The organism is Methanolobus chelungpuianus, assembly GCF_024500045.1.
Classification (GTDB): Archaea; Halobacteriota; Methanosarcinia; order Methanosarcinales; family Methanosarcinaceae; genus Methanolobus; species Methanolobus chelungpuianus.
Genome location: NZ_JTEO01000002.1, coordinates 191,507 through 206,999, shown reverse-complemented (window position 1 = coordinate 206,999; position 15,493 = coordinate 191,507). Strand labels below are relative to the sequence as shown.

Sequence of the window (15,493 nt, the reverse complement as noted above, 5' to 3'; positions counted from 1 at the left end):
TTTCTCCTCAGGTTGCACCTATCACACCGTCCTTGAGATGGACGACCCGGTCCGCATATTCCGCAAGACCTGGGTCATGGGTGATCATTATGATCGTTCTTCCCTTGTTATGGAGATCCGTGAAAATACCCATTATCTCCCTACCACTTTTTGAATCGAGATTTCCCGTGGGCTCATCGGCCAGTATAAGGGAAGGGTCGTTGATCAGGGCCCTGGCAATGGCCACGCGCTGCTGCTGGCCGCCTGAGAGCGCCGTTGGCTTATAGTCTATGCGGTCCTGCAGGCCGACCAGCCCAATGAGCTCCTTTGCCTTTTTCCTGCTGTCTACACCTTCCTTTTTATTGGCGTATGTAGGAAGTTCCACATTCTGGAGAGCGCTCAGGCGGGGAACGAGATTGAAGTTCTGGAACACAAAACCGATTTCAAAACCCCTGAGCCTCGCAAGTTCAGCATCCGTAAGCCGGCTGACATCCTTGCCCATTATCAGGACACTGCCACAGGTCGGCCTGTCCAAGCATCCGATCATGTTCATCAGTGTGCTTTTTCCCGAGCCTGAAGGCCCCATTATCGCAACGAACTCACCCTTCTTCACAGACAGGTCTATGCTCCTCAGGATCGGCACTTCCATGTCCCCTACCTGATAGCTTTTGCACAGGCTGACGAGTTCAATAACGGATTCTCTTTTATCCGCACCAGTCTCGATTGATTCGCCCATTGTTACTCCCCGCACATAACACTGAGTCCGCCGGTTGATACGGCTTACTCCGGACATCTTTGAAAATCAAATGGCATGGTGAATGACTGCAGATAAAAGAGAACTGTTCTGAAATATAAACTGTTGCTTTGGGCTGCACTTCAGACAGATTTGTGACAAAATATAAATATACCCTTCACGTAAAGAGTTTGTCTATTAATAGTCAGGTCTGAATATACACATGTCAAGCCTGATTTCGCGGAGGTACAAACATGCTGGAAGTATTAACCAACCCTAACGGGTTCTTCAAAAGAAAAAGTAATGAGCCAACAGAATTCAAGACGCCTTTGGTAATCATATTTATAATGGCAGCACTCGGAGCCATCATTACAGTGGTGACAATGCAGAACGTGATGGGGGCACTTCCCGAGGAAGCTGCAGCTTTTGCTTCGATCGGGATAGTGATAGGAGTGATAGGAGCAGTCCTCGGAACTTTCATAATGTGGGCTGTCTACACAGCGGTTTTCTATATAATATCCATGCTGTTTAATGGAGAAGGAAGTTTTAAAAGGGCAATGGAGTTTGTTTCTTACGGATTTATACCCAGCATCATCGGTTCCATATTTTCTGCATTCTACACCTTCAGAGCTTATTCTAACATTGACTTTTCTGACCCCAACCTGCAGAATACACTAATGTCTGACCCTACCCTTAAAATGGCTACATTAGTAGGGATCATTTTTACCCTCTGGAGTGCTAACATCTGGATATTTGCACTTGTCCATTCCAGGAAACTCTCTGTGAGAAATGCAGCCATTACCGTCGGAGTGCCTATTCTGATTTATGTTCTGTACATTGCATTAATTCAGCTAAGGATCTTCGGTGCATGAAAGTGAGATCTAGCCTGAGAATATTCCTTGCGGCCATCCTTATCGTGGCCGCGTTTTCCCCATCTGCCCTTGCAGCCACCGGCAACATCGAAGTGCGCCCGACGGTCAGCCTGAGCTATGATATAGAACCCGCGGTATTCATGCCAGGGGACACGGGCACCATCACTGTCACACTGGAGAATATGGCCACCGGCAGGGTATACATCACAGAGGATGATGAGACGCTGAGCATGAACGCATACATTGCCAGCGCGACCCTTGGAGGGAACGGTAATTTCGAGGTACTTGACAGCAGCCACACTAACGTCGGCCTGCTCGGGCCTCAGGACACCATCAAGCTCTCCTTCAATGTCAGGGCAAAGAACACGGCTTCCGCAGGAACGCATTTCCTGAACCTGCAACTTGTGGGCGGGAGCAACATGTACGATCTCAACTACAGGATCCCTGTCAAGGTTGACGACCGCGACCTGCAGATCATTCTCCCTGATATGCCTTCCACGCTCATGAACGAAGTTTCCACCATCAATGTGGAAATAGTCAACAGAAGGTCAAACGCAGTCACAAGCATCATAGTAACTCCTGAGGTCGAAGGGATGGTGTTCACACCTTCCGAATATTTCATCGGGGCCATTCCCGCAGGAAATAAATCAACAGCGACCTTCACTCTGAACACCATGTACAGCAGTCCTGAAAAGCGGGATGTATCCTTCGTTGTTTCTTACTTCAATGGTGACAACATGCGCCAGACAAGTAAGCTCACAAGGCAGGTGGAGGTAATAGGCCAGCACTCTCTGATATTCACTTCCCTGGAGGTCTCCAGGGCAGGTAACAGGTATACAATCGCAGGAGACCTGAACAATTTCGGCACCACTGATGCGAAGAATGTGATGATATCGGTTGCAGAGTCTGACAAGGTAGTGCCTGTCCAGCCCTATGGACGCTATTACATCGGGACCCTTGAGACAGATGACTTCAGCAGTTTCGAACTGTCCGCACAGACGATGTCCGGCAGTGTCTCAAGCATACCGGTGATCATAGAGTTCAGGGACCCAAATAATGCCTATATGGCCATCCGGGAGAATATCTCCGTCAGCACCAACAGCATTGCTTCTGCTTCCGCGACCTCGGAAGAAGAAAATGACAACTCTTTCATGCTATGGGCAGTTGCAGGCATCCTTGCCATAGGAATAGCTGCACTGATATATAATTCCTGGAAAAAGCGCAGGGAAGATGAAGGCGACAGGGCTCGGCAAGAGCGGGAAGATGAAGACGAGGATGAGGACGAAGAGCTCCCTGACAACTGAATGGTGCGGATATGCCAGAGACCATTGTAGAAATAAAGAAAGTGACGAAGATCTATACCCTCGGAGCAAACAAGATCTATGCGCTCAATAAGGTCAGTGCACAGATAGAGAAGGGAGATTTTGTCACTATAATGGGCTCCTCGGGCTCCGGGAAGAGCACCCTGCTTAACATGCTCGGCTGCCTTGACCTGCCCACCAGCGGCAAGGTGCTGATCAACAATACGGACCTCTCCAGCCTTGATGACGACGGGCTCACTTCCCTGAGAAGGAACAATATAGGTTTTATCTTCCAGCAGTTCAACCTGATCCAGACACTGACGGCCGTTGAGAATGTGGAGATACCCATGATATTCAATGGCGCATCCCCGCAAAAGCGCAGAAAGAGAGCACTTAAGCTGCTCCAGAAAGCCCAGCTTCCCCCGGAATACGCTCATCACAAGCCCAATGAGCTCTCAGGCGGCCAGCAGCAGCGCGTGGCCATTGCCAGGGCTCTTGCGAACAACCCGCCCATACTGCTTGCCGATGAGCCCACAGGTAACCTGGATACAAGGACAGGCCATGGGGTCATGGAACTCCTGAGAGAGTTGAACCAGGCCGGCACCACCGTAATTGTGGTCACGCACGACCCCAGGATGGAAGAGTATTCCCGCACCACAATAAGACTGCAGGACGGAGAGATAGTTAATGAAGATACCTGATCCCCTGAAAAATAACATGTATGCTGAGCTTGCCAGGAGGAACCTGAAAAGACAGGCAGTCCGCACGATACTTGCGGCCATCGGGATCATCATAGGGGTCATAGCCATATCCTCCATGGGCATCCTCGGGAACAGCCTGAAGCTCTCTGTCACTGATTCCTTTTCCGATATAGGGGACAAGATAATAGTCTATCCTGCCCCCGGGGAGGACTACATCACTGATAAGCAGGTAGCCCAGATAAAAAAGGTCAGCAACATAGAAAGCGTGATACCTGTTAGATCCGGCGGAGATGTTGTCGAGTATAAAAAAGGCGGGACCACTTTCCAGTACTACGTTTCGGTCTATGACCTGAAAAAGGAGGATCTTGACAAGCTTGCAGACCTTGAGCAGGGGCGCTATTTCAAACCCGGGTCAACTGAGTGCGTTGTAGGTTCCGGCATTGCCAAGAACCTGGATCTGAGTCTCGGGCAGAAGATAGAGATAGACGACACGAATTTACGAGTGGTCGGCATACTCAGGGAAAGGGGCCTGGGATTTGACATCAGCACCGACAGCGGAGTATTCACATCCTCGGAAATGTATGAGAAGCTGTATCCTGATGCTGATGACGGTTACGGCACGGCCATAGTTGTAGTGAAGGATATCAATAAAATAGATCCCGTTATGGAGGGCATTGAGGAGCGTCTCAACAAAAAGGAAGACACCGTCACGGTCTTTGCCACGAACTCAATAACCGAGAGCCTTGACAGTGTGTTCAGGTCAGTTTCCCTCTTCCTGATGGGCATAGGTTCGATATCACTGCTTGTTGCAGGCGTGAGCATACTTAACGTAATGCTCATGTCAACCATGGAAAGGACAAAAGAGATAGGCATAATGAAAGCCGTGGGAGCTTCAAGAAGAGACATACTGAAGATGTTCCTGCTTGAGGCTTTGTTCCTGGGGCTGATAGCCAGCACAGCAGGGGCAATACTGACCCTCGGGGGCAGTTATCTCATAATGGCGCTGCTTGTCAAGAACACATCTTACCTGCTCACATTCTCAAGCATGTTCTACGTGCTGGAAGGCTTCCTTTTCGGGATAGCCACAAGCCTTCTTGGGGGCATGTATCCGGCATGGAAAGCCTCGATGATGAAGCCGCTCGATGCGCTCAGATACGAATAAGAACAGACCCGAAAGGACAAATAAATCCCTGAGCCTGATTTCCTGCAGCCTCGGGGAAGGGTCTCCTTTCCGGCATACTTACAATTTATCTCCTTACAATCCCTTTCCGTAATTATTTTACCAGCTCAGCAGCCGTGGATAAGGCAGATCTTTCCAGCAGCAGCGGTTTTCCGGTCAGACGGACCTGCATGGATTGATATAAATACTATCACCTGATAAATTTGATTTAAAAACCCGGAGCCTTTGTATGAGACCCGTCTTTGTTCTATGGACCAGTATTTTGCTTATGCTTGTTTTTTCCGGCAGTTCTTTAGCAGCCGATTGTCCGGAGGGACAGTATGATGTTCGAATAACCGACATGTACTCAGATATCGACAGCGGGGATGTGACAATATATTCATCTTCAGGTCTTCAGGGACTGGAACTTGAAATGATGCTTGAGCATGAGGGCGAAGTGCTTGATACGACCACCATCGGGATAGACAGTATACCAGCCGGTTCAAATGTGCTTAAGGTCTTTGAATGGGAGACTGATACAAGATCCGACGGCAGGTACACTGTAAGGAGCAGGATAATGCAGAAAGACTGCCTGCTTTACTCCGGGAACCATTCATTTGTCCACGGGAGACAGGTCATTCCCCGTATCAATGTAAATAACCTTGTGGCAAATTCGGAAGGAGCGAGTCTCATGCTCATGCCGGTGCAGCCCGTTATAATGGACCTTGAGTTCATGCTCGTGAACGGGTCGGATGTTGTATACTCTGCCAGGGAGCAGAAAGTATCCCTGCACACCCAGCCGGGGGTCATCAGTCACCAGTGGAGCACCCTGCTTGAAAGCGGGAAGGATTACCAGGCAAGGGTAAGGATTAACATGTACGCACCCTCCGAGACCATTACGCTCATGCAGGGATTTACGGCAGAAGAGGATGTATTCATTACTGATATCTACAGGGATGCTATCGGTGCAAGTGCTACCATCGAAGGACGCTCCCAGGTGCCATACACAGGCTCGGTAAGGTTCACGGTAATGGACAGCGACGGGGCAGTCGTCGAGTCGGCTACCGAGAGGTCACCCGTACTCCTTAGCGGTGATGACGAGACCGTCGAGACGATCTGGGAGAACAGGCTTCCGGAAGGCACCTACAGGCTGACCATAGAGGTTATGGGCAGGGGAGGAGTCATACTGGACAGGAGGGAGACCATCATCGAGGCTGCTCCTGTCAGGCGCGTGAACACCACCAATACCACAGACAATGAGAACACGCAGGCTCCCGGGTTCACGACTGCTTACCTGGGAGCTACCTGCCTTGCGGCCGTCCTTTTCCTGAGAATGAGGAACAGGTAAGTACAGGTGTCCTGAATGCGGTATGAACTCTTCATAGCACTCCGGCACATAAAGGCAAGAAAGCGCCAGACCATCCTCTCGGTTGCAGCCATCGGGATAGCAGTTATGATCCTTATGGTCTCCCAGGCTTTTATGGCAGGATTCACACAGGAGATATATGAGTCCACAGTTGCCAACCTGCCACATGTTGTCGTATCGCCCCAGGAAGGCGAGGACTACATACACCTCTACGGGAACATCGTCAGGGAAGTCAACAGCATAGAGGGCGTGGTGGCTTCCTCTCCATATCTCATAGGTGAGGCTTCTTTCCGGTACAGGGACAAGACCGCAAATGCAGCACTAAAGGGAGTCGTACCCACGGAGGAGGAAGCAGTAGCACATGTGAGCAATGACGTGATAGAAGGTGATTTTGAAGAGCTTGCATACTCGAGGAGAGGGATCGTGATAGGCGATGATCTCGCCCGCAGGCTTGGACTGCAGATGGGAGACAGTGTGGAAGTATCTTTCCCAAATGCAAATACCCTATCCCTGAGGGTTATAGCTATATACGATACTGGCACGCCTGCGGATGAAAGCCTGACATATACATCCCTTGGGACGGCACAGGATTTCTATGGCACTGCGGATGTCATCAACGGCATTTCACTGAGACTGGCGGATTTTAATCGGGACAGGGAAGTAGCTTCCATCATAAGGGAAGAAGGCTACAGGGCAGATGGCTGGACCCAGAACAACCCGGAGATACTGCAGACCCTGGCAATCGAGAGGTCCTCCAACCAGGTTACCCTGGGATTCATACTCCTTATTGCATCTTTCGGAGTCGTGAGCACCCTGAACATGGTGGTCATGAGCAAGCTTAAAGAGATAGGCATCCTGATGGCAATGGGAATGAGCAGGTCCGGGATAAGGCTTGTTTTCCTGCTTGAGAGCGGGATGCTGGGACTTGCAGGCGCTGTACTGGGAGCCCTTGCAGGAACTGTCATCGCACTTTCTGTAGGCAGCTATCCTCTGCCTGAAGGAGTGTACGGTATCAGCTCGATACCTGTAATTGTGCGCCCGACGGATGTTCTCCTGATCATAACCGTTGTCTTCCTGCTGAACCTCATAGCTGGCATCTACCCGGCACAGCGCGCAGCAAGCCTGGACCCTGTGAGAGCCATATCAACAAGGTGACCGGACAGTCGCTGAACGTTCCGAAAGAAATGGGAACTTACTGACCCTCCATGCCGGCCTCATAAAGTTCAATTCCCTCGAACCTGCATGTGCATAAACCTTTCCGGGAGAAAAGATAAACAACCGATTTGAACAATGCATAGAGCCGGAAATAGAAAGAGAAAAAGGTCTTTGAGAAAAAGCCTTCCAGGTAGACTATATGTTTGTCGTCCCGGAGGGAATCGTCGACGAACCTTACAATACCGTCAAAGCAGGATCTTTCCATGGTATCCCCCTTTCTCATGACAGGGCCGATGATAATGACGTCGATCCCCATTCCGTCCTCACTGACACTGCCATCAACAAAGCCGTAATTGAACAGCGTGGGTATGGGAGAGATGAACTCTTTAATGAACTGTGAGCCTTCCTTGCGGGATTTGGAAAAGCTGTATTTTGGGGTCTCTACCACGATCCTCATGGCATCCTATCTGTGCGCATTGTAGAAAAAACTAACATAGGAGACGAACGGGAATCAAAAAGGATTTAATGCACAGGTTGGTGGCACTTTTGTTGTGGAGAGGTACTGAAAACCCGTTCGCATGTTCACAAACGACATTTGAGAATATATACTTTTCGTATGGATGCGAACTAACCTGCCCGCATCAGGTCGTATGAATAAGAGAATTGTTAAAGGAAGCTTTAAGGTCATTCACTTTCAATGGCTTCCACCGGATCCATGCGTGAGGCCCTCCTTGCCGGATACACACCTGCAACCACATTTATCACAAAAGAGAACACGATGGCATAGAAAAAGTTAGATGCCTCCAGCTTCAGTGGGAGGGTGGTCAGCCCGAAATACATCTCACTGGGCAGGTCGATCTGGTAGCTGGAAAGCAGTACGGTTCCAAGGTATCCCAGAACACAGCCCACCAGTACACCTATTGTGCCCAGGATCAGTGATTCCAGCAGAAAGATATTAGTTATGTGCCTTCTTGAAGTTCCCATGGCCATCAGCATGCCTATTTCCCTGCGCTTTTCCATGACCACCGTGATTAGGGTATTCGCAACGCCAAAACCGGCTATGAGATAGATCAAACCATAATAGAGCCAGACAAGAACAGCCTGGGTGTTTAACAGTTCCAGTATATTCCTGTTTGCCTCTATCCAGCTTACCGCATCAAGTCCTGTGGATGATTCTATCGAAAGGGATATTTCTTCCGCCTGATAAGGGTCATTGGTGCGCACTTTAATGCCGCTTGCCACACCACTCTCCCCAAACAGATCCTGAACAGAATCGAAGCGTGCATAGGCAAGGGTTTCATCCGTGGGGGTGCCTGTATGGAATATCCCCACAACCTTATATGAAGCAGGATCTGATGCAGGTACCACTGCAGATACCGTGTCGCCAACACCGACCCCAAGATCCTGAGCCAGCCTGTCACCAAGAACTATGCCATTGTTACTTCTTGAAAGGGCGGAGAAGTTCCCGGAAACGATATTCTCGTCAATCTGCATGACAGCGTCCTCTGCAACTGGATCAATACCGTATAGTTCGATACCCTGTGCCTTGTCCCTGTATTGCAGTGCGACCTGTCCTGTGAATACAGGCGACACTGCTGAAACGCCTTCAATGCCGAGTATCTGCTCAGAATAGTGCCGGTAGAAGTGCACGTAGTCTGTTGTACCTTCCACGGGGCTTACAACAATATGAGCCGAGTTCTCTATGGTCATAGACATGAGCTCGTCCGTGAACCCGGACATCAGGGACATGAGCACAACTATCACGCCTATGGCAAGGGCTACCGCGAACACGGCAAAGAATGTAAGCCTTTTGCGTGCGCTTATATGCCGGAATGCTATGTCCAGTTCGTACATCTATCCCTCATTTTTATGCCGGGTACTGATATTTGGACTCCTGGATATAATACATTTTGCATTATTGAATTGCATAGCGACCAGGGCACGGATAACAAGATCATCCCGGTTCACTTATGCGAGAACGCAAGCTCAAGACCTATGAGTGCAAAAATGGCGGCCTTTGTACGGTTCACATACCTGCCGATACCGGGCGTGTTCATGAGCCTGAGGCCAATATGACCGGCGAACACGGACACCAGGATAAATATGAGCAGCGCCTGCACAAGGAACACAAGGCCCAGGAAGACCATCTGCATCGGGACATTGCCTGCTCCGGTGTTCACGAACTGAGGCAGGAAGGCAAGGAAGAAAAGGGATACCTTGGGATTGAGCAGGTTCATAAAGATGCCCCGCTTATACAGAACTGAAGTGCCGTACCTGTTTGCGGATACGGAGGATATGAAGCTGTCATTTTCGCGGATAGCCTGGAATGCAAGGTACAGTAGGTACATGGCACCTGCATACTTAACGAGCGTGAATGCCAGGGCAGACTTATAGATAATGGCGGAAACACCCAGTGCGGCAGCCGTTGTATGGAACATGAGGCCCGTGCACAGGCCGCACGCTGTGGCAATGCCGGCCCCTTTGCCTGAGGAGATGCTCTGCGTCAGCACGAAGATGATATCAGGACCCGGCAACAGTGTCAGAGCCGCAGAGGCTGCAATGAAATATAGTAACTGTACCGGTTCTGTCAAGGTTCGCACTCCCATATAACATGGCAAGGATCGCTACTGGTCCTGCCCGGATATATGAAGACGAAATGCTATAAATAAAGATTCCTATTATCACTCTCAGACAAAGAGATATCACGGAGGAGTTTTTATCAAAGTACAGATACCTTACGGAAAAGAGTATGTCGGCCTTGATGTAGGAATCCCCCACGAGGTCATTGCACCAAATCAGGTGAGGGCAGGGGATGAGTCAGAGATCATCGATGCGGCTTTGAGGAATCCTGTGGGAACTGGATCTCTTGAGGATTTCGTAAAGAGCAGTGACAGGATACTGGTACTGGTGAACGACGCCACAAGGCCGACACCCACCGCAAAGGTGCTCCTCAGGATGCGTGATATCCTTAAAAGCCACAAAGATGTGCGATTCCTTGTTGCGACAGGTGCACACAGGGGCCCTACAGAGGAGGAGTTCCTGTATATCTTCGGGGAAATGTACGACGAGTTCAGGGACAGGATATTCGTGCACGACGCACGCAGGGATGAGGACATGGAATATCTTGGCGTTTCTAGTAACGGTACCGAGATGTACCTTAATAGAATGGTGAACGAAAGCAGGAACGTCATAGTTATCGGAAGTGTGGAGCCACATTATTTTGCAGGCTATACGGGAGGAAGAAAGGCTTTCCTGCCGGGTGTGGCATCATACAGGACCATCGAGATGAACCACAAGCACGCACTATCCGATGCTGCACAACCCCTGGCCATCAGAGGGAACCCGGTTGCAGAGGACATGGACGATGCAATGGAAGTGCTCAGGGACCTTAACATATTCTCCATACAGACCGTCCTTACGGCAGACCATGGACTTTATGCCATGGTTGCAGGCGACCTTTTCAGGTCCTTCGATATTGCTGTGGAGAAGGCGAACGAAGTATTCTGTGCACAATGCAGCAGGAAGGGAAACATTGTGCTCACAGCCGCACCCTATCCTATGGATATTGACCTCTACCAGTCCCAGAAGGCACTGGAGAACGGCAAGCTGGCACTTGAGGAGGGAGGGATTATCATCCTGGTATCAAAATGCAGGCAGGGAGTGGGTGATGATGCGTTCCTGAACCTGCTGTGTTCTGCGAACACATGCGAGGAAGTCATGTGTAAGATAGATGAGGGTTACAAGCTCGGTTATCATAAGGCTGCCAAGATGGCGCAGATCGGAGTATATGCCGAGATGTGGGCAGTGTCCGAGCTTGACGATGCAACCGTCAGGAAGGCAAAACTGCAGCCCTGCATGGATATTCAGGGAACCTTTGACAGGGCGGTTGCAAAAATAAGAGAACAGAGGAAACAACCCTACGCAGTTATCCTGCCCCAGGGCAGCCTGACAGTCCCGCTCCTAAGATAAAAGAGAAAATAAAAATATAAAGTTAAAAGGGTTCAGAGCTGCATGTAACGTGCAGCTTCACCCAGATCTTCTTCTATGCGCAGGAGCTGGTTGTATTTTGCAGTCCTGTCGCTTCTTGCGGGCGCTCCTGTCTTGATGAGATCTGCAGTGAGGGCAACTGCGATGTCTGCTATCGTTGCGTCCTCGGTCTCTGCGGAGCGGTGGCTCACAACTACGCTGTAACCATTGCGCACTGCCATGTTAGCTGCATCAAGGGCTTCGGATATCGTGCCTATCTGGTTGACCTTGAGCAGCAGGGCATTGCCTGCACACATCTCTATACCCTTTGCAAGACGTGACACATTGGTCACGAAGAGGTCATCACCCACTATTATGGTCTCCCATGCCTCGGTTGTGAGGGTTGCGAAGTCCTCGAAGGATTCCTCGTGGAAGGGGTCCTCGATAAGTATGATGGGATAGGTCTCGATAAGTTCGAGATAGTAATCTATCATCTCGCCGGGCGTGAGCAACTTGCCGTCGATGGAATAGTTCTGCCCGTCAAAGAACTCCGATGCCGCTGCGTCAAGACCGAGAGTTATCTCAGATTCAGTGTAACCGGCCTCCTCGATAGCGTGAACGAGGGCATCAAGGGCATCGGCAGTCATCTCAAGCGGAGGGGCATAGCCGCCCTCATACCCGACATTGAGTGCAGATGCGCCGTATTTGGACTTGAGCACCTTGCCGAGTGCATGATATGTCTCGACACCCATACGCAGGGCCTCGGAGTAAGTGTCAGCACCCTTTGGCTGGATCATGAACTCCTGGATGGAAAGATCATTACCTGCATGCTTTCCACCATTGATGACATTCATAGTAGGAACAGGGAGAGTATAGGCATTCACACCGCCAAGATACCTGTAGAGCGGCATGTTCAGGGAGTCGGCAGCTGCCTTTGCAACGGCCATGGAAACACCCAGGATCGCATTGGCGCCAAGCTCCATCTTGTTGTCGGTACCGTCAAGAGCAAGCATCAGCCCGTCGATCTCGCGCTGGTTCCTGACATCCATTCCCAGTAACTCGCTCTCGATGGTGGTTGCTACGTTGTCCACCGCATCAAGGACACCTTTACCGCCATAACGGTCTTCCTTGTCACGCAGCTCCAGAGCTTCGTTGGTACCGGTAGAAGCACCGGATGGCACACTGGCCCTGCCGAAACCACATGAGGTGCGAACATCCACCTCAACAGTCGGATTGCCTCTTGAATCCAGGATCTCACGTGCACGGATCTTCTCAATTCTATATTTATTATCCTCGCTAATATACGCCATCCTATTCCACCTTTGAATTATACATCTACTTCGCAATTACCGTATATATTGTTACCGTTCATTAGCAAGTTTTAGCATTCGTTGAGACTATATTAAAACAATTATATCTACATAAATTATATAAACATATAAGTATTATAGTAAATAAATGAAATCTGATGATACTAGTCTTTTAGAAGGAAAAGGTCACGAGATCATAGAGTTACTGCAGGGCCTGGATGTCCCCAGGACTGAAGCCATATGCATAGCATGCCTTGTCTGCGGCGAAGAGCTCACATCCCAGAACATAGAGCAGGCTTCCGGCCTCCGGCAGCCTGAGGTCAGCATTGCCATGCGCCCCTTAAGGGAAAGGAAATGGATAGAGGAGCGCAATGAGAAGAAAAACAGCGACAAGGGCAGGCCGGTGAAATACTATAAGCTGGTGGTGCCTTTTGAACAGATCGTCGAGACCTTTGAGAACAACATCCTGAAAAGGAACAAGGAAATTGCAGAAGCCCTTGAACAACTCAAGGAGCTCAGTGCAAATAGCTAAACAGGGCTATTTCCTGAAAGAAACGGGCGCAAAACCCCTGTTTGCATCAAGCACTCTTTCCGCGTTGATTCCTGTAAGTTCAAGGATAAATACTTCTGCGACCATGAATATCTCACTTTTGCCGCGCAGACAACCGACCTTGGGCTCCGTTCCCCTGCCTGCTGCAGCATGCAGGTGGATCTTCGGATTACCATTCTCTGAAAAGATGTTACCTATACCAACAACTTCATGCGTATCCTGAAAACCGGCCCACTGAACTTCAGGAGGGACTTTGTTCTCCCGGGGTCCGACAACAAGGGTTGCCTCCCTGACTGCACCTAGCAGCAGGAACAATGCAGACCTTATATTCTCAGCCCTCGCAAGACCTTCCAGTTCATTAAGGAGGTCATCACCATGATCCAGCCGGACCGTGAAAACCCTGCCTATCGATCCTTTTACATACTCCATGGGATTCTGGATGGAATTTAATCCTCGTATATCTTTCCGTCGATGAGCCTTATTATGCGGTCCGTCTTCTTTGCCATCTTCTCATCATGGGTAACCAGGATGAATGTCTGTCCCCTTTCCTGATTCAGCTTTCTCAGCAGGTCATATATCATATCGCTCGACTTCGTATCAAGATTGCCCGTAGGCTCATCTCCTATGACTATACCCGGATTGTTTGCAAGCGCCCTTGCAACCGAGACTCTCTGGGCCTGCCCTCCGGACAGCTGGCTTGGCAGATGGTCCATCCTTTCGGCCAGTCCCACGTCCTCCAGGAGACCTGCAGCTATATCCCTCGCAACTTTCTTACCGGTGCCTGCAATAAGCAAAGGCATCATTACATTTTCAAGGGCAGTGAAATCGGGCAGAAGGTGATGGTACTGGAAGACAAAACCCAGCACTTCATTACGAGCTTTGGAGCGCTCTTTTTCGGACATCTCAGTGACAACACGGCCATCTATGGTGATAGTTCCGGAACTGGGTGTGTCAAGTATGCCGATCATATGGAGAAGAGTGCTTTTCCCCGAGCCTGAAGGACCTATTATGGAAAGGAACTCACCTCTTTTGATATCAAGGTCTATGCCGTCAAGGGCACGCACTTCCACACCTCCCGGATAGACCTTCGAGAGGTTCCTTATCTCAATAATGTTGGATTCGTCATTCATAAGCGGTCGGGAATTTAAGGTTACATTTGGATTTAGAGTATTTTAAAGTATTTGGCAACGGAAAGCTGAGAACAGAATTGAGGGAAAAGGCAAAAAGAAAAAAATTGGAGCCGCTACTCCTGCTGTAATTAAGGCAGGTGGGAGACCCGTTCAATAGGACGGGTCCATGCCATTTATCTGAGAGAAGGCCCTGTCAACTTCCTTCATGCTGTCGACCCTCTCTTTCTTCTGGCGCTCGTAGTTGATGGCCTCAACAGCTATGGCATACAGGTTCTCGAGTTCCATCGCCGACTCCAGGGTCAGCACGGTGAGCACCTGGGGAAGTTCGTCGTTGCGCACAATAATCCCTTTGAACACCTGACCTACACAGCTTGAAAGCTGTTCCACTTCAGATGACACCTCATCGATGCTCATGTATTTTCTGTCACCTTTGAGAATTATCATCGACCTGCTTGCTTCCTGGTAGGCGTCCGTCGAGAAGAGCATACCTTCAGGAGAGAGAGCATTCTTTATAACGGACTTGATAGGCATTTCAGCTTCGGCTTCATAGAAACCAATAGTTGCGAGCCCGGCACCGCCGCTCATCACGGTCTTGAAGTCCCCAAGGTCGGTGACCATCATCATCTCGCTGTCGAGTGCGTCCAGCAGGAACAGAAGCCTCTTGGCTATCATATCATTAATGCCATTGTAGGCCGACTCCACGTTCCCGCCCATCTGTTTGAGGAACTGGTTGTCAGCAAGGATGATACCATCCGCACCGCTCTCACGCAGGTCCTTCAGGCAGAAGGCCGCATTCTGCAGGTAGAGCGTCCCTTCTTCCCTGAAAGGCAGGACAACCAGCGCATAAATGGGATAGTCGCATTTTTCCTTGAGCTCCCGTATCAGCATTGGAGTAAAAGAAGAACCGGTACCCCCTGATGCTGAAGTTATGACGAAGGCAACGTCAAAGTCTCCTCTATCATGAATATTTTTCATGATTAAGGTCTTGTTGTCCTCAAAGACGTGTTTACCTACGTTCCGGTTTGCACCTACACCATGTAAGTGAGGTGTGTGTATCCTGTCCTTTGCCTTGGTGAACTTCATTTCCTTAAGGTCGTTCACCGCAGTGTTGATCGCAATCGTCTGCACGTTGCTTTTATATTTCTGCTGGGACAGGTACTTGGCAAAGCGGCCCTTGGTGCCAAAAGCTTCCCTGTTGATAGCATCAAGGATACGGTTTCCGCATTGTCCGTTTCCAATTATTAGTATGTTGAGCAAGAGACTCCTCCTAT

16 protein-coding genes are annotated in these 15,493 nt (G+C 49.8%); 8 read left to right on the top strand and 8 right to left on the bottom strand.

Annotated features, from left to right (window positions below; genetic code table 11):
- Window positions 1-7: 7 nt before the first annotated feature.
- A complete protein-coding gene (locus tag PV02_RS01910) occupies window positions 8-715 on the bottom strand; it encodes an ABC transporter ATP-binding protein (RefSeq protein WP_256621691.1) in 708 nt (235 codons plus the stop codon).
- Window positions 716-966: 251 nt separating this feature from the next.
- On the opposite strand from PV02_RS01910, the gene PV02_RS01905 reads away from it, so the two are divergent.
- The 6 genes from PV02_RS01905 (at window position 967) to PV02_RS01880 (ending at window position 7,266) form a co-directional block, all read left to right on the top strand.
- Complete coding sequence (locus tag PV02_RS01905; protein WP_256621690.1) at window positions 967-1,584, top strand: YIP1 family protein; 618 nt, start codon at window positions 967-969, stop codon at window positions 1,582-1,584.
- Window positions 1,581-2,888: a COG1361 S-layer family protein gene (locus PV02_RS01900; protein ID WP_256621689.1), complete on the top strand. Its 1,308-nt coding sequence runs from the start codon at window positions 1,581-1,583 to the stop codon at window positions 2,886-2,888. The genes PV02_RS01905 and PV02_RS01900 overlap by 4 nt, the downstream gene beginning before the upstream one ends.
- 11 nt (window positions 2,889-2,899) lie before the next feature.
- Entirely contained in the window at window positions 2,900-3,586 is a 687-nt protein-coding gene (locus PV02_RS01895; RefSeq protein WP_256621688.1) for an ABC transporter ATP-binding protein, read from the top strand.
- Window positions 3,573-4,748, top strand: a complete 1,176-nt coding sequence (locus PV02_RS01890; protein ID WP_256621687.1) for an ABC transporter permease — start codon at window positions 3,573-3,575, stop codon at window positions 4,746-4,748. The genes PV02_RS01895 and PV02_RS01890 overlap by 14 nt, the downstream gene beginning before the upstream one ends.
- A gap of 358 nt (window positions 4,749-5,106) precedes the next feature.
- Window positions 5,107-6,093: a hypothetical protein gene (locus tag PV02_RS01885; RefSeq protein ID WP_256621686.1), complete on the top strand. Its 987-nt coding sequence runs from the start codon at window positions 5,107-5,109 to the stop codon at window positions 6,091-6,093.
- Window positions 6,094-6,108: 15 nt separating this feature from the next.
- Complete coding sequence (locus tag PV02_RS01880; RefSeq protein WP_256621685.1) at window positions 6,109-7,266, top strand: ABC transporter permease; 1,158 nt, start codon at window positions 6,109-6,111, stop codon at window positions 7,264-7,266.
- 37 nt (window positions 7,267-7,303) lie between these two features.
- Here the strand turns inward: PV02_RS01880 and PV02_RS01875 are convergent, their stop codons facing one another.
- The 3 genes from PV02_RS01875 to PV02_RS01865 all read right to left on the bottom strand — a co-directional run bounded on the left by PV02_RS01875 (window position 7,304) and on the right by PV02_RS01865 (window position 9,866).
- Window positions 7,304-7,723, bottom strand: coding sequence for an inorganic diphosphatase (locus tag PV02_RS01875; RefSeq protein WP_256621684.1), 420 nt, complete (start codon window positions 7,721-7,723; stop codon window positions 7,304-7,306).
- A gap of 227 nt (window positions 7,724-7,950) precedes the next feature.
- Window positions 7,951-9,120 (bottom strand): ABC transporter permease, encoded by a 1,170-nt coding sequence (locus PV02_RS01870; protein ID WP_256621683.1) that lies wholly within the window; start codon window positions 9,118-9,120, stop codon window positions 7,951-7,953.
- Window positions 9,121-9,230: 110 nt separating this feature from the next.
- Window positions 9,231-9,866, bottom strand: coding sequence for a LysE family translocator (locus tag PV02_RS01865; protein ID WP_256621682.1), 636 nt, complete (start codon window positions 9,864-9,866; stop codon window positions 9,231-9,233).
- Between the two features lie 61 nt (window positions 9,867-9,927).
- On the opposite strand from PV02_RS01865, the gene PV02_RS01860 reads away from it, so the two are divergent.
- Window positions 9,928-11,235, top strand: a complete 1,308-nt coding sequence (locus PV02_RS01860) for a nickel-dependent lactate racemase family protein (protein ID WP_256622130.1) — start codon at window positions 9,928-9,930, stop codon at window positions 11,233-11,235.
- A 32-nt stretch (window positions 11,236-11,267) separates the two neighbouring features.
- On the opposite strand, the gene eno is transcribed toward PV02_RS01860, so the two are convergent.
- On the bottom strand, window positions 11,268-12,542 hold the full coding sequence (gene eno / locus PV02_RS01855; protein WP_256621681.1) for a phosphopyruvate hydratase: 1,275 nt from the start codon (window positions 12,540-12,542) through the stop codon (window positions 11,268-11,270).
- Window positions 12,543-12,690: 148 nt separating this feature from the next.
- Here eno and mreA point away from each other — a divergent pair, with 148 nt between their 5' ends.
- Window positions 12,691-13,074 (top strand): MreA family transcriptional regulator, encoded by a 384-nt coding sequence (gene mreA / locus PV02_RS01850; RefSeq protein ID WP_256621680.1) that lies wholly within the window; start codon window positions 12,691-12,693, stop codon window positions 13,072-13,074.
- 6 nt (window positions 13,075-13,080) lie between these two features.
- Here the strand turns inward: mreA and PV02_RS01845 are convergent, their stop codons facing one another.
- From PV02_RS01845 to PV02_RS01835, 3 genes are all read right to left on the bottom strand, one after another.
- Entirely contained in the window at window positions 13,081-13,521 is a 441-nt protein-coding gene (locus tag PV02_RS01845; RefSeq protein WP_256621679.1) for a PPC domain-containing DNA-binding protein, read from the bottom strand.
- Window positions 13,522-13,538: 17 nt separating this feature from the next.
- Window positions 13,539-14,222, bottom strand: coding sequence for an ABC transporter ATP-binding protein (locus tag PV02_RS01840; RefSeq protein ID WP_256621678.1), 684 nt, complete (start codon window positions 14,220-14,222; stop codon window positions 13,539-13,541).
- A 150-nt stretch (window positions 14,223-14,372) separates the two neighbouring features.
- On the bottom strand, window positions 14,373-15,479 hold the full coding sequence (locus tag PV02_RS01835) for an FtsZ/tubulin family protein (RefSeq protein ID WP_256621677.1): 1,107 nt from the start codon (window positions 15,477-15,479) through the stop codon (window positions 14,373-14,375).
- Between the last annotated feature and the right edge of the window lie 14 nt (window positions 15,480-15,493).